At 30.0% G+C, this 22,170-nt stretch carries 14 protein-coding genes; 7 read left to right on the forward strand and 7 right to left on the reverse strand.

The window, feature by feature from the left end; translation table 11 throughout:
* Positions 1-14 precede the first annotated feature (14 nt).
* Both G6N05_RS13040 and G6N05_RS13045 read left to right on the forward strand, forming a co-directional pair.
* The gene (locus G6N05_RS13040; protein ID WP_166130258.1) at positions 15-362 is read left to right on the forward strand and encodes a hypothetical protein; all 348 of its coding nucleotides are present in this window, start codon (positions 15-17) and stop codon (positions 360-362) included.
* On the forward strand, positions 363-1,196 hold the full coding sequence (locus G6N05_RS13045; protein ID WP_166130261.1) for a Rossmann-fold NAD(P)-binding domain-containing protein: 834 nt from the start codon (positions 363-365) through the stop codon (positions 1,194-1,196). It abuts the gene before it with no gap.
* Here G6N05_RS13045 and G6N05_RS13050 read toward each other — a convergent pair.
* The 3 genes from G6N05_RS13050 to G6N05_RS13060 form a co-directional block, all read right to left on the reverse strand.
* Complete coding sequence (locus G6N05_RS13050) at positions 1,188-2,108, reverse strand: GYDIA family GHMP kinase (protein ID WP_166130264.1); 921 nt, start codon at positions 2,106-2,108, stop codon at positions 1,188-1,190. The two genes, G6N05_RS13045 and G6N05_RS13050, sit on opposite strands and share 9 nt — an antisense overlap.
* 200 nt (positions 2,109-2,308) lie before the next feature.
* Positions 2,309-3,613 (reverse strand): hydroxymethylglutaryl-CoA reductase, degradative, encoded by a 1,305-nt coding sequence (locus G6N05_RS13055; RefSeq protein WP_166130267.1) that lies wholly within the window; start codon positions 3,611-3,613, stop codon positions 2,309-2,311.
* 39 nt (positions 3,614-3,652) lie between these two features.
* Entirely contained in the window at positions 3,653-10,135 is a 6,483-nt protein-coding gene (locus G6N05_RS13060) for a PAS domain S-box protein (RefSeq protein WP_166130271.1), read from the reverse strand.
* A gap of 124 nt (positions 10,136-10,259) precedes the next feature.
* Between G6N05_RS13060 and G6N05_RS13065 the strand changes: the two genes are divergently transcribed.
* From G6N05_RS13065 to G6N05_RS13085, 5 genes are all read left to right on the forward strand, one after another.
* A complete protein-coding gene (locus G6N05_RS13065) occupies positions 10,260-12,431 on the forward strand; it encodes a S9 family peptidase (protein WP_166130274.1) in 2,172 nt (723 codons plus the stop codon).
* A gap of 37 nt (positions 12,432-12,468) precedes the next feature.
* Complete coding sequence (locus G6N05_RS13070; protein ID WP_166130278.1) at positions 12,469-14,142, forward strand: peptide MFS transporter; 1,674 nt, start codon at positions 12,469-12,471, stop codon at positions 14,140-14,142.
* A 78-nt stretch (positions 14,143-14,220) separates the two neighbouring features.
* On the forward strand, positions 14,221-15,879 hold the full coding sequence (locus G6N05_RS13075; RefSeq protein ID WP_166130282.1) for a peptide MFS transporter: 1,659 nt from the start codon (positions 14,221-14,223) through the stop codon (positions 15,877-15,879).
* Positions 15,866-17,356, forward strand: a complete 1,491-nt coding sequence (locus G6N05_RS13080) for a peptide MFS transporter (protein WP_166130285.1) — start codon at positions 15,866-15,868, stop codon at positions 17,354-17,356. The genes G6N05_RS13075 and G6N05_RS13080 overlap by 14 nt, the downstream gene beginning before the upstream one ends.
* Before the next feature lie 58 nt (positions 17,357-17,414).
* On the forward strand, positions 17,415-17,876 hold the full coding sequence (locus G6N05_RS13085) for a thioredoxin family protein (protein WP_166130289.1): 462 nt from the start codon (positions 17,415-17,417) through the stop codon (positions 17,874-17,876).
* Between the two features lie 3 nt (positions 17,877-17,879).
* Here G6N05_RS13085 and G6N05_RS13090 read toward each other — a convergent pair whose 3' ends face one another.
* From G6N05_RS13090 to lpxB, 4 genes are read right to left on the reverse strand one after another with little or no spacing between them, the layout of a single operon-like run.
* Complete coding sequence (locus tag G6N05_RS13090; RefSeq protein WP_166130292.1) at positions 17,880-19,889, reverse strand: ComEC/Rec2 family competence protein; 2,010 nt, start codon at positions 19,887-19,889, stop codon at positions 17,880-17,882.
* A gap of 6 nt (positions 19,890-19,895) precedes the next feature.
* Positions 19,896-20,567, reverse strand: coding sequence for a C40 family peptidase (locus tag G6N05_RS13095; RefSeq protein ID WP_205729764.1), 672 nt, complete (start codon positions 20,565-20,567; stop codon positions 19,896-19,898).
* Positions 20,568-20,602: 35 nt separating this feature from the next.
* Complete coding sequence (locus tag G6N05_RS13100) at positions 20,603-20,977, reverse strand: glutaredoxin domain-containing protein (RefSeq protein ID WP_166130295.1); 375 nt, start codon at positions 20,975-20,977, stop codon at positions 20,603-20,605.
* Positions 20,978-22,096, reverse strand: coding sequence for a lipid-A-disaccharide synthase (gene lpxB / locus G6N05_RS13105; protein WP_166130298.1), 1,119 nt, complete (start codon positions 22,094-22,096; stop codon positions 20,978-20,980).
* Positions 22,097-22,170 lie beyond the last annotated feature (74 nt).

The raw sequence follows: 22,170 nt of genomic DNA on the forward strand, positions 1-22,170 counted from the left end.
AAAAATTATACGCCATGAAAAACTGCTTAGAATGCCACGAAAAAATTGTAGGTCGAGAAGACAAAAAGTTTTGCAGCGACGGTTGCAGAAATGCCTACAACAATAAAATGAATAAAGACCATACCAATTTAATGCGCAACATTAACAACAAATTGCGTAAAAACTATAGAGTTTTATCCGAATTAAACCCAGAAGGCAAAACCAAAACCACTAAAAATAAATTAATTAGCAAAGGTTTCGATTTCGATTTAATTACTTCCGTGTATACCACAAAAACTGGAAATGTTTATTATTTCGTATACGATCAAGGTTATATGGCAGTGGAAAATGAAGGTTATGTATTGGTTAAAAAAGAAATGTAAATGAAAATAAGTATATTAGGTTGTGGTTGGTTAGGATTTCCTTTGGCCCAAAAATTAATTGAAACAGGTTACGAAGTTAAAGGCTCTACAACTTCAGAAAGTAAATTAGACGTTTTACAATCTCATAAAATTGAACCGTTTTTAGTTACACTTTCTGAAGATGAAATTACGGGAACTATTTCCGAATTTTTAAACGATTCTGAAATTCTGATTATTGATATTCCGCCAGGATTGAGAAAAATTACAGAAGCAACTACTGAAAAAATATTTGTAAATAAAATTAAAATCCTACTTCCATTTATTGAAAGTTCAACTATTGAAAAAGTAATTTTTATTAGTTCGACTTCTGTTTATAGTGAATCTGATTTGATTCCGACCGTTACAGAAGAAAGCGTTATATATCCCGATACAGAAAGTGGTAAACAATTAGTGGAAGCCGAAAATTTATTGCGAAATACTTCTAATTTTCAAACCACAATAATCCGTTTTGGAGGTTTAATCGGCGAAGACCGAAATGCTGTAAAAATGCTAACTGGAAAAACCAATGCTGCCAATCCAGAAGCACCGATAAACTTAATACATCAAGAAGATTGTATTGGAATTTTATGTGAGATACTGAAACAAGTTCAGCATGACAAAATATGGAATGAAACTTTCAACGCAGTCGCACCCAATCATCCGACAAGGAAAAACTATTATACCGAAAAAGCTAAGCAGTTACATTTGATTGCTCCTTTATTTAATGAAAACGAAACTAATATTGGAAAAATAGTTTCTAGTGAAAAATTGGAGAAGGTTTTGGGGTATAAGTTTAAGAATCTATTATTAGATTAATATCATTTCCTCATACGTCAAAATAGTATCATAACCTTTCGAAGTAAAATAGTGTGTTGGATTTTCTTTGGAAAGCACCATTACGAAATCGCCGCCCCAAGCACCTAAACTTTTTATCGTGCCTTTGAAATCTGGAAACAAACGTTCTTTTACGGTTTCCAATTCTAAAATATCGCTTAAAATAATTTCGTGATGGTCTAACAAACCAGTTGTAATTTCGAAATTTGGAGAAAGCACCATTCGGTTTGTAATTTCAGAAATTGTAGCCGTTTTTTTAGTTAAAAATTGTTGCTTATTCATGTAATTCTTAATCGCATGTCGACTATTTTGCTTCTTATTTAAATAAACAAAAAAAATATTACCCGTGTAATTTGGAGTGAAATCAACGACCTCAACAATAGGTTTTTCTTCGGCATTCAACTGATATGTAATAGCCGAATTGTGTTGCGCGCAAGCAATATCATACCCACTTCCACCAAAACTTTTTCGAAGCAATTCAAACGCATCAATTTGCAACCATTGCGCAATATTATTGATTAAGGTGGAAGACGTTCCTAAACCCCAATTTCTTGGAAATGTTAATTCCGTTTCAATTTTATAACCCGTTTCCGAAGTTAAAAAATTTGGATTTTGAAGATTCGCTTGATGTAAAATTTCGACTAAAGTGTGTTTTATAGCATGTTCTTCTTCGAAGTCTTTTCGTAAAACAATGTCTTCAAACGAAAGTTCGGTTTCAAACCAAATACTTTTATCTGTGTCAAAACTCGTCCAAAATATTTTTTTTTCTACCAATGAAGAAACAGTTAACGATTGCCCAAATTTAGTCGGTAACGCTAAAGCTTTAGCGCCATTTAAAACCAAATATTCTCCTGTGATTAGGAGTTTTCCGTTAGAGTAGAATTTATTTGTCATAATATTTAACCGCAAAGCTCACAAGGTTTTACGCAAGGCTCACAAAGGTGTTTTTTTATTTGTGTTAATTGGCACGCTGATTTAACAGATGCTTCGCAACGCTGATTTTTGTTTTTTTTCTTTGTTTAACCGCAAAGCTCGCAAGGTTTTACGCAAGGCTCGCAAAGGTATTTTAATGGATTCTTTTTACTTTTTACTTTTTACTTGGCTCTTAAACTCTCTAAAAAATCCACCACTAAATTATGCGAAGCGGTTTGGTTTTCAAAATGTGCAACAACTACTTGTTTTTCTTCTTTTGTGGCTTGGTGTTGGTTTAAAATATTGTTCAAGTGCATTTTCATGTGTCCTTGTTGAATTCCAGATGTGGTTAACGAGCGTAAAGCTGCGAAATTCTGAGCCAATCCGGCAACGGCTACAATTTCCATTAATTCTGTTGCGGAAGGATGTCCTAACATTTCCAAAGAAAACTTTACTAATGGATGTAAATTCGTTAATCCGCCAACGGTTCCTAAAGCTAAAGGAACATCTAACCAAAAAGTAAAAATTCCGTTTTCTATTTTTGCGTGAGACAAACTGGTATATTTTCCATCTTTACTTGCATAAGCATGAATTCCAGCTTCCACAGCTCGGAAATCGTTACCTGTTGCTAAAACCACTGCATCGATTCCGTTCATGATGCCTTTGTTGTGCGTTACAGCTCTGTAAGGTTCTACTTCTGCGATTTTTACAGCGGTTAAAAACTTTTCTGCAAATTCACTTGATGTGATGGTTGCATCTTCATTCAGTTCCGAAACTGGACAAGAAACCTCAGCACGAACTACGCAATTCGGCACAAAATTGCTCAAAATACTCATCACAATTTGAATGGTATCGATACCAAATTCTTCTGATTTATTTTTGAACGTTTTCGCAAATTGTTCTAAACACGAGTTGATAAAATTCGCACCCATGCTGTCTTTCGTTTGAAAAGTCGCATGCAATTGGTAATAATTTTCTAAAGCTTCAGTTTTATCGACTAATTGAATATCGGAAATTCCGCCACCACGCTTTTGCATGTTTTTGGTAATGCCTTCCGTTTCAGAAAGTAAAAAAGGTTTTACGAAATTGAAATACTCTGTTAGTTTTTGTTTGTCGCCTTCATAGGTAAAATGAACTTGACCAATTTTTTCTGTTCCTAAAATAGTTGTTTTGAATCCGCCACGAGCGCCCCAAAATTTGGCAGCTTTACTTGCAGCAGCCACAACCGAACTTTCTTCAATTGCGAATGGAATCGTAAAATTCTTTCCGTTGATGGTGAAATTTGGTGCTACACCTAATGGCAAATAAAAATTCGTTAGCGTATTTTCTATAAATTCATCGTGCAGTTTTTGAAGTGCTTCATCGGAATTTCTATATTGATGCAAAACGGCTATCGCTTCATTAGGATTAGCAAAATGATTCGTAGCAATCCAGTTTATTTTTTCTTCTTTACTTAGTTTTGAAAAACCTATTTTATTTTGAGTCATTAGTATCGTATTGAATTGCAAAGGTAATAAAAGTTGCTTTTAAAGTGTTTTAATCCATTTTAAAAGTTTATTGTCGAAAAGTTCTTTATCTAATGGTTTTACCACAAAATCTACCATTCCTATTTCTAAGCATTTTTCTCTTTCGCCAGTAAATATTCCTGCAGTTAATGCAATAATAATGGCTTTCGGATTAATTTGTAAAATTTCCTCTGCAGATTCATATCCGTTTTTAACAGGCATTTGAATATCCATTAATGTAATATGTGGTTTATGTTTTTTAAATTTCTCAATAGCTTCTTCACCGTTTTCAGCTTCAATAATTATTGCGTTTTTAAATTGTTTTAAAATTAAAGTTTTAGATAAAAGCATATTTACTTTATTATCTTCCACAATTAAAATTTTAATTTTTTTAGAATTTCCTAATTCAATATTATTTTCTGGTTTAATAATTTCAAGAGATAACGTGTTTTTTTTATGGTTTAATTCTTTTTGTAAAGCATCAATTTTAAATGGTTTCAGTAAGATTTTAACTTTCTCATTTAATAAATTTTCTACATTACTAGAAATTATGGGTTGCATGATATACAGATAAAAATTAGCTGCTTTTTGTGCCAGTAAAATTTGTTGCCATTGGGTTTCCGACAAGGAATGATAATCTACAAATAGTGCATCGTTTTCGTTTAAATTTATTTCTTTAAATTTATTATGCCACACACTATTAACACCATAATTTTTTAATAATTCATTTAAAACATTTCCTGCTCTTTCGTTTTTATCGATCACTAAAGCGTTTTCTATAATTATGTTTTCAACTTTTTTATGAGATTTACAAAATTTTGCATCAATAGTCAATTCGAAATTAAAATTACTTCCTTTATTAATTTCACTTTCAATTATTAATTTAGAATCCATTAAATTTAATAATCTATTAGTAATGGAAAGCCCTAAACCAGTCCCTCCATAATTTCTGGTTGTGGAGGAATCTTCTTGTGAAAAAGCATCTAAAATTTTAAATTTATTTTCACTTTTAATACCAATTCCGGTATCAATAACTTCAAATTTTAATTTTGTTTTATTGTTTTCTGAGCCCTGATTTGAAATTATTAATTCTATTTGACCGTCATGTGTAAACTTAACGGCATTGCTTAATAAATTAATTAAAATTTGTTTTATTCTAATATCATCTACAACCACGTCACAAGGCACATCGTTTTTAATATCTACAATTATTTCTAAATTTTTCACATTAGCATTAAACTTTATTAAGTCTATTGCTTGATAAACTATTGGATATAATTTTGTTTTCTTTAAATCTAAAACTAGTTTACCTGCTTCAATTTTTGAAATATCTAAAATATCGTTTACAATTTCTAAAAGTGATTCTGCAGATTGATTTACCGTTAATAAATATTCTTTTTGTAGTAAATCGATATCTGTATTTAGCAACAACTGACTGAATCCGATAATTCCGTTTAAAGGTGTTCGGATTTCATGACTCATATTTGCCAAAAACTCCGATTTTGATTTATTTGAAGATTCGGCTAATTCTTTTTCAATAACGGCTTTTTCCGCTTGTTTTCTTTCGGTAATATCAATCAATACACCTTCTAAATATTCTACTTTTCCGTCTTTTACAATTCCTTCCCCATACTCTTCCACCCAAACAATTCCGCCATCTTTTCTAATAATCCTACAGGTCACTTTATATGATTTTTGCTCTTTTAGCGCATTTTGAATAATTTTTACCGCATTTTTTTTATCTTCAGGATGATACAGATTATAAATATGAAAATCGGTATTTATGATTTCTTGTTTTTTATAGCCTGTTAACACTTCAATTTCATCATTGATAAAAATGATGTTTCTTTTTTCGTCTTCTTTAATTAAATATACAGTTGCAGGAATATTGTTAGCTAAAAGTTTGAATTTTTCTTCACTTTCTTTAATAATATTTTCACTTTGAATACGATCAATAGTAACCGAAATATTATTGGTTAATGTTTGTAAAATATTTATTTCATCAGAATTCCAGATACGTTCGGTGGTACAATCATCAAAACCTAAAAAGCCATAAAACACTTTCTTGATAAAGATTGGTAAAATTAAAATGGATAAAATAGATTGTTCTTCCAAAATAGTTTTAAAATCACCATCAGGAATTTCTTTAACAATTGACAAGAAGGGTTTGTTTTTAATAATTACTCCCATAAATTCTGGAAAAGCATCATGTGGAATATTTTGTAATTCTGGATTATCTATTTCTTTAAAACTTTCAACACTTACCCATTCATACATTTTATTTAGAAGATTAGTGTCCAAATCATTTTTATAGTAATAAACCCTATTAACTTTTGTGGTTTCTCCAACATATTTTAAAGAATCTTCAAAAACCTTGTCTTCATTTGTAGTTTGTAGCAGTATTTCAGTTGTTTTTGTTATTGATGTTAAAAGATCACTTTTATAAATAATTAGCTCTTCGGCATTTTGTCTTTTAATAGTTTCAAGCGCTAATGTTATGATATCTGAAACTGTTCTCGCGAAATTAATTTCTTCTTCAGACCAGTTTTTTATTTCTTTTACGGCTTCAAAACAAGTAATAGCGACTAATTCTCCAGAAAGATATAAAGGAAAATCTAATAACGATTTAATATCATATAATTTAAAATAATGTTCTCTAAACTCTATAGTTTGCGCATCATCTTGTGTGTCTGTTGAGACTAAAATTGGCTGATTTTGAATAATATCAAAATAAACAGGAAAGTCTTTTTTATAAATAGTTAAATCACAATAATGCTTATCTTCATGTTGCACATAAATATTACATAAATCAATATGATCTTCGTAATTATACCAAAGACTCACACGGTCAATTTGTAAACCAATTGCAGCTTCTTTTGTAATGTGTTCAATTAATTCGTTAGTGGTTCCAAATTTCAAGAAATTTAAAGTAGCCAATTTGTTAGAAACAGAATTTAATCGATTAATTCTATCGTGTCTTATAGCTTCACGTATTTCAATTTTCTTAGAAAGTGAAACATCTCTTGCAATGGCTGAATATCCAATTATTTTTCCATTAAAATCTCTTTTAATTGTTGCGTTTTGAGATATCCATAATTGTTCTCCATTTTTTTTATGAATGGGGAATTCTATAACATCAAAATTATTTTTATCAATTGGAATTTTTGAATAGTGATTTATTACTTTTTCTAAATACTCTTCCACAATTATTAAACTAAAGTTTCTTCCAATAACATCTTCGGAAGTGTAACCTAATAATGTTTTGGTATATTCATTAATAAAAATATAATTTCCGTATTGATCTAATTCGTAAATTATATCGGAAGCTGATTGAACTAGATTTTGATATTGTTTTTCTACTTCTATTTTTTCGGTAATATCGTAACCCGAAGCAATAAAAAGACTATCTCCATACTTGGTATCGCTCCATTGAATATATTTTATATCGCCTGATTTCGTTTTTACTTTCCTAACAAAAACGGAATTCGGTTTAAAAATATCATTATAATCAACTTCTTTAAAATCTTCATCAGCCGTTAATCTCCAAAATTGTTTTCCCAGCACTTCTTGTGGTGAATATCCTAAAATTTTTGTGATAGAATCGCTACAGAATTTTACATTCCCTAAATTATCACAAGCTAAGGTTATACTGTTAGATTGATTGATAATATTATTGGTAAAAATTAATTTATCATTTGCATTTAACGAATAGGAACGTCGTGAAAAATTGATAATTAAAATGATAACATTCGCAATAATTAAAATTAAATATATTTCTCTATTCCCTTTTATATTTAAAAAGAAAATAAATAAAGCAATTAAGATTAAACCTGAGAAGATCATATACGATTTAAACTTATCAAATACATTGTAGGCAAAAAACAATATTAATAAGAACTCAATTGTTATAAATAATGGAATGGTATTTAAGGATAAACTTTGGAGGCAAATAGCGACCAATAAACCAAAATAAGAAATGAAAATATATTTTAAATTTTTTAGAACAATATTATAATTAGATAAAAAATAGAGCACCAAACAAGAGGAACCAAAAACAATTCGGGTTATAAGTTGGGGTTCGCTAATAATTTTTAAGAAAACATAAAATATACCTGTTAAAATTACAATCACGCCAAAGTATAGCAAATAATTTTTTTTGTATTCTATAAAGTTGCTGTCTGAAAGTGATTTTACATATTCTTTATTAAACTTTAATGATTTTTGAAATGAAAAATTTAAAATTCCTCCAAACACAATGGCTATTATTGAAAAAAACCACCAAGTTCCATAAAAAGGCTCTTTTATAGAAAAAGAATACGTTGTTACAACACCAGAATGATTTGAAAAAACATCAATTTCACTAATTTTTAAAATATAATAACCTGAAGATAAATTGCTAAATGCTATTTCATTGTTTGATTGCGGTTCACTCCATTCTTTATTATAGTTTTCTAGCTTATAGGAATAGTGAATTTTTTTGTTGATTTCACTTGTAGAATGACCCAATTTAAAAGTTAAGAAATTTTGATTCTTTTCAAACTTATGATTTTGTTTGGGAACATTAAACCAAGAATTATTTAAGACATATTCATCATTGAAAACAGATAATGATGTAATTTTTAATTTATTTTTTTGACTATTTTTAGGATATTCATACGTTATGTATTTATACAATCCTTTTACAGTTCCAAAATATACATTTCCAAATTTATCTACGTGACCCGAATTAAAATTAGTTTCTAAACCATCAAATCCATTAAAAATATTTAAGGTTTCAATTCTATTAATTCCGCCTTTACTAGTAACCTCTATTTTGTCAATACCTTTATTTGTTCCAACATAAAGGTATTGTTTATGCGTATTTAAGGTATAAATTAAAGTGGAAGACAACCCATTAGAAGTTGTGAATTTTTTAACTTCTAAATTTTTATTTATTGAGTTAATTGAATTTTCTGAACTATACCAAAATGTCCCATATTGATCTTTACATTTTAAAAAGGCAAACTTGCTAGTAATTGTTTTCTTAAAATTAAGTTTTCTGTTTTTGTATTCAAATAAAATAATTCCAGCATTGGTTGAAATTAAATATAAATTTTGTTTAAACTGCTGAATCGAATTGACATAAGTAATTTGAAAATTTTTATTTACATATTGATCTATTACTTTAAAATTTTCATCTAATACATATACTCCATTTTCTGGTGTTCCCACAAAATATTTTTCACTTAAAGTATCTTGAAAAACACTTGTTGTAGGGGTTTTAAATTTTGTGTTTAATTTTACGCCATCATATTCTAATAATCCATTTGTGGAAGCAACTAGAAGTTTATTATTTAAATTTTTATATAATTCATGAACTCTTCCTGAAAAAGGGATGGTTTTGATGAATTTTAAATTATTGAAGTCGGTATTATCAAATTCTAAAATTCCTTTTTTAGAAACCACAGTATATAGTTTTTCCTTTACATCTAAAATGTTAAAAATATAAGGCGACCCAAGTTCGGGAGTAACGTTATATTTTATAAAACTTTGTTTTCCGAACTGAAAAAAACCAAGATAATCGGTTCCAATATTTATAATTCCATTGTCTGATAAAATGGATAAATACTCTGAAACGGGTACTCCGTTTTTAGCATCTAAAATGGTATATTTTTTTTTATTATATAGGATACCAATTCCAGTTTCTTTTGTTCCTGTAAACCAGATATTGCCATTGGAATTTTGTAAAATATTTGTAATCTTAAAAACCCCACCACTTTTAGACTTTATGGTTACAAGTAATTTACTTGTGTCTAGTTTTGTATTTTTAAAAGTTGCTTCAAATATATTACCTCGAATATCTGCAACTAAAACAGTGACATTTTTTCCTTTAGAAACAGTGACTTCTTCACTAAAATTACTTATTCTCTCGAAGCTATTATTTTTGACATTATAAGCAAGTAATCCTTTATCAGTTCCTAAAAGAATTAGTGTATCATTAATAGTTTCTACAGAAGTTATTTTTGAAATAGAAAAATTATTAAGATCCTTTATGTTTGTTACTTCATTTTTATTATTTATAAAATAAACATTTAAAGTACTAAAACCATAAATTCCTTTTTGTGTTTTTGCAAACTTAGAAACGTGGGTTTGTGGTGAATTTTTTTTTTCTATTAATTTTGTGAGTTTAATAAACTTATTGCCTTCAAAAAAAAGAATTCCTAGATATTTTGAAGATATAACTAATTGTTTGTTTTTATTTTCAATAATATCCGTAACAAATAAATTTTCATACTGATTTACTTTATTATAATTTTTAAACTCATAACCATTATAACTAAACAAACCGGCTCCATCACCACCAATCCATAACAAACCTCTACTGTCTTTATAAAGTTTATTAATGGTTGAAGAACACAAACCTTTTTCATGATTTATCACATCAAATTTAAATTGTTGCGCAACAGTACATTGTGCAATCAAAATAAAAATAATATAAGAGATATGTTTAAAAAATGAGGGCATTCAGAGCAGTTAAAGTTCAACTGTTAAATATATAAAAAAAATGTTAAATTTCAAAATGTCACTATTTTTTATGGCTATGTCGTAAATTTTCACTAAAATTGGGGGTTTTTTACAAATCAATCATATGAAAAAATCTATACAATTATTATTGTTTTTATTAACAACTTCAGTATCAGTTGTTGGGCAACAAAAACTAACTTTAGAGGAAATTTGGGGTGGCGCTTTCAGAACAAAAGGCATGGACGAATTGAACGCCATGAAGAATACCAATCAATATACGGTACTAAATTTCGACAGAAATACGAAGACTACACAAATTGATTTATTTGATTATGCAACGCTAAATAAAGTTTCGACATTAATCGATACAAAAAACCACAAAGAATTAGAATCTATAGATAGTTACACGTTCGATAAAGCGGAAAAAAAGATTTTAATCGCAACCAATTCGAATCAAATTTTTAGACATTCGTTTACCGCTACTTATTTTGTGTACGATATCGCTTCTAAAAAATTATCAAAATTTACTGAAAAAGCCATTCAAGAACCAACTTTTTCACCAGATGGAAACAAAGTAGCTTATGCTTTTGATAATAATTTATATGTTTTTGATTTCGTATCCAATAAAGAAACTCAAATTACTACTGACGGAAAGAAAAATGCCATAATTAATGGTATTACAGACTGGGTTTACGAAGAAGAATTTGCTTTTGTTCGTGCTTTCGATTGGAATGCCAACAGTACAAAAATAGGCTTCATTCGTTTTGATGAAACCAACGTTCCAGAATTTTCAATGGATTTATACAATCCAGGTTTATATCCTACACAATCGGTTTTCAAATATCCAAAAGCTGGTGAAAAAAATGCAGACGTTTCCTTACATATTTACGATGTAAACGCTTCAAAAACTCAAAAAATTGATCTAAGTAATTATAACGATTTTTACATTGCCCGATTAAAATGGACAAATGACGCTAACGTTTTAAGCGCACAAGTTTTAAACCGCCACCAAGACAATTTAGATTTGTTATTTGTAGATGGAAATTCAGGAGCGAAAAAAGTAGTTTTAAACGAAAAAGACAAAGCATATATTGATGTTACAGACAACTTAACGTTCTTAAAAGACAACAGTTTTATTTGGACATCAGAGAAAGACGGTTTCAATCATATTTATCACTACGATAAATCTGGAAAGTTGAAAAACCAAGTTACGAAAGGAAAATGGGAAGTAACTTCATATTATGGTTTCGACGAAAAAAACAAAACGATTTATTACCAATCAGTAGAAAACGGTTCAATTAACAGAGATATTTATTCTATTTCAATTGACGGAAAATCTAAAAAAAGATTATCATTAAAAACAGGAACGAACAACGCTACTTTTAGCCCAAACTTCCAATATTTTATCAATACACATTCTAGCGCTACTTCAGCACCCTATTATTCTTTAAACGATTCTAAAACTTCAAAAGAATTAAAGAAAATTCAATCTAACGAAGCTGTTGAAGAAAAACTAGCCAAATACAATGTTGCTCCAAAAGAATTCTCAACAATCACTACAGAAAAAGGTCACGTTTTAAATACTTGGATGATTAAACCAAAAGATTTTGACGCGACAAAAAAATACCCAGTATTTATGTTCCAATATTCTGGTCCAGGTTCACAACAAGTAGATAACGCTTGGAACGCAACTGACGATTATTGGTTTATGATGTTAGCACAAAAAGGCTACATTGTAGCTTGTGTGGACGGAAGAGGAACTGGTTTTAAAGGTGCCGAATTTAAAAAATGTACGCAAAAAGAATTAGGAAAATACGAAGTCGAAGATCAAATTGATGCGGCTAAAGTTTTTGGAAAATACACTTATGTTGACAAATCAAGAATTGGAATTTTCGGATGGTCATTTGGAGGTTTTATGGCTTCAAACTGTATTTTTCAAGGAGCTGATACTTTCAAAACAGCTATTGCAGTTGCACCCGTAACTTCTTGGAGATATTATGACAGTGTTTACACAGAAAGATACATGCAAACCCCACAAGAAAACGCAAGCGGTTACGATAACAATTCGCCAATTACACACGTAAATAAATTAAAAGGAAACTTTTTATTAATTCACGGAACGGCTGATGATAATGTGCACGTACAAAATACTATGAAAATGGTAGAAGCTTTAGTACAAGCCAACAAACAATTTGATTGGGCCATTTACCCTGACAAAAATCACGGAATTTACGGTGGAAAAACCCGTTTACAATTGTACACAAAAATGACTAATTTTATTTTAGAAAAACTATAAATCATAAACTAACTTAATACAAATAAATTACTATACTATGAAAGAAACAACAAATCAAGGACATCCAAAAGGGCTTTGGGTATTATTTGGAACTGAAATGTGGGAACGTTTCAATTTCTACGGAATGAGAGCCATCTTAACCTTATTTATGGTAAATTCATTAATGATGAAAGAAGCTGATGCCTCTTTAGTTTACGGTGGATTTTTAGGTTTATGTTATTTAACACCTATGTTAGGTGGATTTGTAGCAGATAGATTCTTAGGAAATAGAAATTGCATCATGCTTGGAGGTTTGATGATGGCTGCTGGACAATTTTTATTGTTTATTAGTGCAACTGTTTTTACTTCTAATTTAGATTTAGCAAAAATTTTACTTTGGGTTGCTTTAGGGATTATCATTTTTGGTAATGGTTTCTTTAAACCAAATATTTCTTCTATGGTAGGAAGTTTATATCCTAAACAAGAAAAAAACAAATTAGACACCGCATTTACTATTTTCTATATGGGAATTAACTTAGGTGCATTCTTAGGTCAGTTAATTTGTCCAATTGTTGGAGATGTTAAAGATGCTGGAGGAATTAGAGATATTTATGCTTTCAAATGGGGATTCTTAGCCGCAGCAATTGCTATGGTTATTGGAACAATGGTTTTCTTTTATTTAAAAAATAAATATGTAGTTACTCCTGAAGGAAGACCAATTGGAGGTTTACCATCTAAAAATGACGCTTCAGACTTTGAAGAAGGAGAATCTCAAAAAGCAGTGTTCTCTAAAAATGCCTTAATTGGTGCTGTTGTTGCTTTTGTAGGTTTAGGATTCTTATTCCATTATGCATTCGGTCAGAATATTATTTATGCCGTAATTTATGCAAGTGGATTATCTTTAGCAGGATTAATTATCTCAGATACTTCATTAACTAAAATAGAAAGAGATAGAATTTTAGTAATTTATATTGTTGCCTTTTTCGTTATCTTTTTCTGGGCAGCTTTTGAACAAGCAGGTTCTTCTTTAACTTTTATCGCAGATAATCAAACAGATAGAAATTTCTTTGGTTGGAACATGCCACCATCTATGGTACAAATCTTCAATGGATTATTCGTTGTAATGTTTGCAGTACCATTCAGTATGTTATGGGATAAATTAAGAGCCAATAACAGAGAACCAATTTCTCCTTTCAAACAAGCTATCGGTTTACTTTTAATTGCAGTTTCTTATTTTATTATCGCTCACAACGTAAAAGATCTTGGAAATAATGGTTTATTAGCTATTAAATGGTTAATCTTACTGTACTTAATCCAAACTTGTGCCGAATTATGTTTATCACCAATTGGTTTATCATTAGTTGGTAAATTATCACCAAAACGTTTTTCTTCTTTATTGTACGGAGTTTTCTTCTTATCGAATGCAGCTGGATATGCGTTAGCAGGAACTTTAGGTTCTATTATGCCTGCAACTGGAGACAAATTCAATAAAGCAAAAGAATTAGGTATCGATTTACAAGCTGTTTTAGATAAAAAAATTGTACCAACTGCAGATCAATTAGCGCTTTTAGATACCAATCAAATTAGTCCAACTAATCCAGTTTTTGCTGGTTTTGAAATTCATAATTTATTTGAATTCTTCATGGTATTCGTAGTTTTATGTGGAATTGCAGCTGCAATCTTATTCGCATTAACACCAAAATTGAAAAAAATGATGCACGGAATTAACTAATTCTATTTCAAAATATTTTTTATATCTTTCAAGCCCCGATTACGTCGGGGCTTTTTTTAATTTTAAAACACACCTATTATGTGGAAATCGCATCCTAAAGCATTGCCTTACTTGTTTTTATCTGAAATGTGGGAACGTTTCGGTTATTACTTAATGATTGGAATTTTTACCTTATATCTTAAAGATGTTGAAGCTGGATTCGCTATGACGGAAAAAGAAGCGTCCGATTTATACGGAACTTTCATTGCTTTAGTATTTCTTACGCCTTTTATCGGTGGTTTAGTAGCTGATAGATATTTAGGCTATAAAAAATCTATTGTACTTGGAGGAATCATGATGGGAGTCGGATATTTTATGATGGGAATTCATAGTTTACCTATGCTGTATGTTGCTATGACATTAGTAATTGTAGGTAACGGATTCTTTAAACCAAACATCTCAACTTTATTAGGTAACTTCTATAACGAAGAAAAATATTTAGCTAAGAAAGATGAAGGGTACAACATTTTCTATATGGGAATTAACGTTGGTGCTTTCATTTGTAACTTCTTCGGAGCAGCACTACAAATTTTATTAGGCTGGCAATATGCTTTTATGGCAGCTGGTTTAGGAATGTTCATTGGTGTTATTGTCTTTTTATTAGGTACGAAACATTACGGAAACAAAACAGAGAAAAAAGGAATTCAAGAAGGTGATATGCCATTTTCTAAAATTGTAATGTACATTTTAGTACCATCAGTAATATTTGGAGTTATTGGATGGTTAATTAAAGGTGTGGCTTCTGACATTAATACAGATTGCGCTATTTTCGGTTCAGACAGTACGGATGCGTTTATTTTTGCTTGTATTCCTGTAGTCTATTTTTACGGAAGTTTATATTTCAAGGCTAAAGCCGAAGAAAAAAGACCTATCGGTGCTTTATTATCAATTTTTGCAGTAGTAATTTTATTTTGGGCTGTTTTTAAACTGAACGGTTCGGCATTAACCACTTGGGCTGATAGATATACAGATAGAGAAATCAGCGGAACTACAAAAGCCGTTTTCAATAGTTTGAAATTATCCAAAGAAGTAGAATACAAAAAAGATTCAACAGAATTATACGATTCAAGTTTCCGACTTCAAAAAGAAAACGGTGAAGTTAAAAAAGTAGTGGATTATCCAGTTTATTTCAGAAATTCATCTAAAGAAACAATACCACAAGAAGGAAGTAAAGTTAGTATTTGGGCAACCAATTTAAGTCAATCTATCAATCCTGGTTGGGTAATTATTTTGACGCCATTAATTGTAGCCTTTTTCACTTTCTTAAGAAGTAGAAAAAAAGAACCTTCTACTCCAACTAAAATTGCTTTTGGTTTATTAATCTCAGCATTATCTGTTTTGGTTATGGTAGCTGCTGTTCATATTGGAAATAACGGAACAGAAAAAGTATCGGTTTGGTGGTTAGTCGCCAATTACGGAATTATCACAATTGGAGAACTATTCCTGAGTCCGATGGGATTATCCATTGTATCCAAATTATCTCCAAAAAACATTACAGCTTTAATGATGGGTGGTTGGTTTTTATCGACCTCTATCGGAAATAAATTATCAGGTGTTTTAGCAAGTATGTGGGACACTTATGATGATAAAGCGAATTTCTTTTGGGTAAACTTCGGATTATTGATGTTTGCAACGGTACTAATGTTTGCTCTAGTAAAAAACTTAAACAAAGTAATGAAAGATCATGGAATCAACTAGTATGTATACGATAGAAGAAATACAAAACTTTAAAGGCAAATACCCAAAACAATTGTGGTATTTGTTTACAGTAGAAATGTGGGAACGTTTTTGCTTTTATGGAATGCGCGGTGTACTTACGTTTTTTATGGTAGATCAATTACTCCTAAAAGATGATGCTGCGAACTTACAATACGGTGCTATTCAAGCATTTGTTTATGCTTTTACATTTATCGGTGGTATTTTTGCGGATAAAGTTTTAGGCTTTAAAAAGTCCTTATTTTTTGGTGGAATTGTTATGATTCTAGGGAATTTATTAATTGCCTTTTCTCCTCAAGATATGTTTTACTATGGTATTGCTTTTTCAATTATTGGGACTGGTTTTTTTAAACCAAATATTTCATCAATGGTTGGTGAATTATACGATGAAAAAGATCCACGACGTGATGCAGGATTCGGAATGTTTTATGCCGGAATAAATATTGGTGGCTTTTTAGGTGGTATATTATGTATTTATTTAGGGAAATTCTATTCTTGGCAATTGTGCTTTCTTGCCGCAGCAATTGTTATGATTTTTGGTTTATTAACCTTCTTATTTACTAAAAAACATTTAGGTCCGATTGGAGATTCTCCTTTGTTAGAAATGCCAGAATCTAAAAGAAGAGTTAGAGAAATTGCCGTTTATGTTGGTTCTTTAATTAGTATTCCATTCATTTACACCATGGTGATTAATACTGATTATACTGATTATTTCATGTATACTATTGGAATAATTGCACTTCTATATTTCATTTATGAATTAGTTAAACTTGGAAATGTTAGCTTACAGAAAAAATTAATTGCAGCATTTGCATTCATTTTTTTCTATTTATTGTTTAACGCGATATATGAACAAAGCGGCGGATCCTTATCATTATTTGCGAAAGACAATTTAACTAACAATTTATTAGGCTTTACAATTGATCCAAATGCTGTTAACAATAGCTCTAACACATTGTTTGTAATTATTTTAAGCCCACTAATAGGATTATTATGGTTATGGCTTGCCAAAATGAAATTAGAACCAAATACATTAATTAAATTTGGAATTGGATTTTTATTTCTTTCTGCATCTTTCTATATTTTTTACTACACCAAGTTTTTCGCAAACGCTGAAGGAATAACTTCATTAAATGTCTTTACGTTTGCTTACTTTATAACAACAATTGGAGAATTATGTTTAGGACCAATTGGAATGTCTATTATCACAAAACTTTCTCCAAAAAGATTATTTGGAATGATGATGGGATTATGGTTTTTAGCAAGTGCTTTTGGGCAATTAGCGGCAGGGAAATTAGGAGCTGCTATTTCTCAATCCAATGAAGGAACAACTTTGGTAACAAAATTACAATCCTATACTGATGGCTATTATCAATTGGCAATTTATGCTTTAGTTGCAGGAATCGTTTTAATTGTTATTTCGCCATTAGTTAAAAAATTAATGCAAGATGTTAAGTAACTTGTGTTTAAACATACAATTTGTATATATTTGTAAAATAAATTTAAGATAATATCAAATGAAAAAAATAATCTTAGTATTCGCGTTTTTAATTAGCGGATTTATAGCTCAAGCTCAAGAATTAAATTGGTATACTGATATGTCAAAAGCAACGGAAGCTTCCTTAAAAGAAAATAAACCTTTGCTATTGTTTTTCACAGGTTCTGACTGGTGTGGTTGGTGTACAAAATTACAAAAAGATGTTTTAAAAACTACTGAATTTGCAAATTGGGCAATGCAAAATGTAATTTTAGTAGAATTAGATTTCCCAAGAAGAACACCACAAGATCAAAATTTAAAAATGCAAAACCAACAATTAGCTCAAACTTTTGGCATTCAAGGTTATCCTACTGTTTGGTTTGTTAATCCAATAAAAGGGGAAGATAACCAAGTGAATTTAACTGGTTTAGGTTCATTAGGATATGATAAATCAGCAACAACTTGGATTGCAAATGCTAATACATTTTTACCAAAAAAATAAAGATTAATTCAATCTATAAAATCCCTTTTCGGCTGTGGCATGAAAAGGGATTTTTTCTTGCTCACAAGTTACCTTCCAGAGTTTTACATAACTTTTATAATTGGAACCATCTGCAATAATTTCCTTGGGTCTTATAGTCGCAATTAATCGCTTTAAATTAATTTTTGGAGATTGCGTCAACACCACAACTTCTGGTTTTTGCATCGAATTATAAACACCCAAACTGTCAATACAAAGTATCTTTTTCTTGAAAGCAAATACATTTTTTACAGGTTCAACACGATAGTTTTTTACGAATTTACCTCGTGTGTACGATTCAATAGTTTGTTTAGAATTGATTATATCATCGGTATAAAAAACAGCAGAATTATTTTTAGTTTCCACGAAAAGATTGTGTTTCATCACATTAAAAACCACAAATTCATCATTACCTTTTTCATTAGAATTCAAAAAGAAATAACCCATTTGAAATAGTAAAACAGCAACTAAAATTGGACTCAAATTCTTAACTTTCGGATGGTAAACAAAATAAATTAAACAGCCGATTATTACATATAAAAGTACGACTAACACTTCGTGAAAAGCGATATTCTTAATTATAAAAGTTTCGAATTGAACAATCCAAGCTGTAAAATTATTCATCCAATCAATTAACATATTTACGAAAAGACTCAAATAAACAGCAACTTTAGGAAGTAAAAAATTGAACGGAATTAAAACCAATCCTACAACTAAAATTATACTTGACAGCGGAATCGCAATTAAATTCGCCACCAAAAACAACAACGGAAATTGTCCGAAATAATACAAGGTCAAGGGCAACACGCCAATTTGCGCCACTAATGAAATCAATAATAACGACTTGGTTTCTCGTACAATATAATATTTCGAATAACTGTATTTTCGAACAAAAGGTTGAAAAACAACAATGCTTAAAACGGCTGCGAAACTCAATTGAAATCCAACATCAAACAGATAATTTGGATTATATAACAATAAAAACATCGCGGATAACGCTAATGAATTGTAAATATTAGATTGTCGGTTTAAGATTTTTGCAAAAGCAATAATGGAAAACAACACCGCTGCACGAACTATTGAAGCAGAAAATCCAGCTAAAACAGCGTAAAACCACAACACCGATAATGAAATTAAAAAGATGTACACTTTTCCTTTTTTCAAGCGTTGTAAAGGTTTGGTTAACCAAAGTACAATTCCGTAAATTAACGCAATATGTAAACCAGAAATAGCCAAAATATGTATAATTCCGGCTTGTGTATAACTGTTACTCAATTCTTTTGATAACTCCGTTTTTTCACCAAAAAGCAACGCCATTAATAAATTATAATTGTCTGATTTGAAACTATCAATTGGATAACTTTTTAATAATTTCGACTTAATTACATTGATATAATGATAAAAATTAGCATTCGCAGAAACTTCCAACTTATCCGTTTCTTTTAGTTTTACTTCATGAAAAACATTCTGATTTTGTAAATATTTAGAATAATCAAATTGATGTGGATTAAATGAATTTTGAAGTAATTTCGGAGTTTCAAAAAACTTGATTTTATTTCCAACCTCAACAACTTTCTTAGCCTTTTTCGGAACATAAAAAATGAATTTTCCACTACAATTTTGCTCATTTATAGAAGTGGTTTTCAGTATAAATTTATCGTAATAAACCGTTGATTTTAATTTTTCTGAAACAATTCCCTGAACAATATTTTTCTCTGAAAGGAAATTTAAAAAATGAGTTGACGAATTAATTTCTCGATGTAAATACGTTGAAAACATCCCGAAAGTAAGACTTAAAATCAGAACGAAACTCTCAAAAAAATGACTTTGAAATTTCTTTTTAGCGTTCAAAAAGTAAGAAATTCCAAAACCAATCGCACTAAAAATTATTCCAATAAGAATAGAATTAATAGTTAAATTAAAGAAATTCTGCGTTAAAACTCCAATAACAAAACCAGAAAGTACTGGAACAATTGGAAACTTAATAAAATTCATATGATTTTATTCAAGAATCCTGTTTACACCTACAAAAGTTCTTGCATAATAATTTTCTGCTGTTGAAGAATAAATTACACCGCTACTTGTAGATGAATGTATGAATTTTATAATTCCATCTGAGTTTTCAGTAACAATTCCAACATGACTCACTCCGCCTCCACTCGTATTAAAGAAAATTAAATCGCCGGCTTTGGCTTCACTTTTCAAAATGCGTTTTCCACTTCTTGCCATTTCATGTGAACTCCTTGGTAACTCAATATCAAACTGACTCAAGGTATAATTTACGAATCCAGAACAATCAAAACCAGCTGGACTAGAACCTCCACCACGGTATGGCGAGCCTAAATTTTCCGCGGCTACATTTAAAATTTGGTGTTTTATATAATCCGAAACTTCGAATGTTGGGGTAAAATCTTGTGGTGTTTCTTCTTCAACAACCACTTTGATTTTCGATTTTTCTACACTATCATTAAAAGCAATTTTTTTAGCTTTCTCAAGTGCTCTTAATTCTTTTTTGTTGGGTTTTACAGGTTTATCTAAACCTTTTTTTTCTGTGTAACTATAAGCACCAATTTTTACTGCATCATTTTTTGAAGTAATAATAGTTGGCCTTTGTGTTGATTTACAACTATATAAAAAAATAGTTAGTAAGAATATATAAATAGAATTTTTCAAGTTTTCAATGTTTTAATGGCTGCGAATTTACAAATTTATTTTATAGTTTTTAAAAACTTAGGTAAGTCTTCATGACTATGTGATACTTTTCCATTGATAACAATTATTGGAAACGTAATGCTTTTAGGTAGACTTTTATCTTCTTTAATTAAATTCCAAATTTTAGCTCTATCATCAGCACTATCATATTTTAATTCATTAAAAACAATCTTATTCTTTTTAAAATAGGAAATCGATTCTTCGCATCTTGGACAAGCCTTTTTTGTCATTATAAAAACACCTTTATTAAGATTTGCTACAGGAATTTTAAGTGTAGGTGAAGCATTTTCTTTCTTTTTGACTGTTGGATTTTGCTGCGAAAAAGAAGCAATATAAAACAGAAGAATAATTAAAAATACAATATTTTTCATTTAGTTCTTTTTAATGGTATTAATTATCAAATTGGCCGTTTTTGAACTGGCTCCTTTTCCGCCTAATTTTTGTTCTAAAATAGTATATTGAGATAAAATTTCTTCTCTTTGATTTCCAGAAATAATCTTATTCAATTCCACTTCTAAGTTTTTCGTATTGAGTTCTTTTTGAATTAATTCTTTCACGACTTCTTTGTCCATAATCAAATTCACCAAAGAAATAAATTTCAAAGTAATAATACGTTTGGCTATTTCATACGAAATTCGATTGGCTTTATAACATACTATTTGTGGCACTTTGAACAAAGCGGTTTCTAAAGTCGCCGTTCCTGAAGTGACTAAAGCCGCATGAGAAACACTTAATAAATCGTAGGTTTTATTACTTACGAAATTTACGTTTTCCGTAGTTAAAAATTGCTTATAAAACTCATAATCCTGACTTGGAGCACCAGCAATTACGAATTGATATTCTGAAAATTTATCAACAACAGAAAGCATAATCGAAAGCATTTTTTCAATTTCTTGTTTTCTACTTCCTGGCAATAAAGCGATGATTGGTTTTTGCGACAACTTATTTTCAGCTGTGAATTTTTCAAACGTAGTTTTTTCTCTGTTAGAAATCGCATCAATTAAAGGATGACCCACAAATTCAACTGGAAAATTATGCTTTTTCTCATAAAAATCTTTTTCGAAAGGCAAAATCACATACATTTTATCTACATCACGCTTGATTTCTTTAATACGATTTTCCTTCCAAGCCCAAATTTGTGGTGAAATATAATATTGATTTTGAATGCCTAATTTCTTAGCCCATTTCGCAATTCGCATATTAAATCCGGGATAATCTATGTAAATTAAAGTATCTGGTTGAAACTGAAGAATGTCTTTTTTACAAACAGAAATATTACCTAAAATGGTTCGCAAATTCATAATCACTTCGGCAAAACCCATAAAAGCTAAATCGCGATAATGTTTCACTAAAGTTCCGCCTACATTTTGCATTAAATCACCACCCCAAAAACGAATTTCGGCAGTTGGATCTTTCACTAAAATAGCTTTCATTAAGTTGGAACCGTGTAAATCGCCAGAAGCTTCACCAGCTATTATGTAATATTTCATAGATACTTTTTAGTCAACTCTGTCAAAATTCAAAACTTTGAAAGAGTTTTTAAATAATTATTCGGCTAAGATAA

Origin of the sequence: Flavobacterium bernardetii, from assembly GCF_011305415.1 — a bacterium.
Classification (GTDB): domain Bacteria; phylum Bacteroidota; class Bacteroidia; order Flavobacteriales; family Flavobacteriaceae; genus Flavobacterium; species Flavobacterium bernardetii.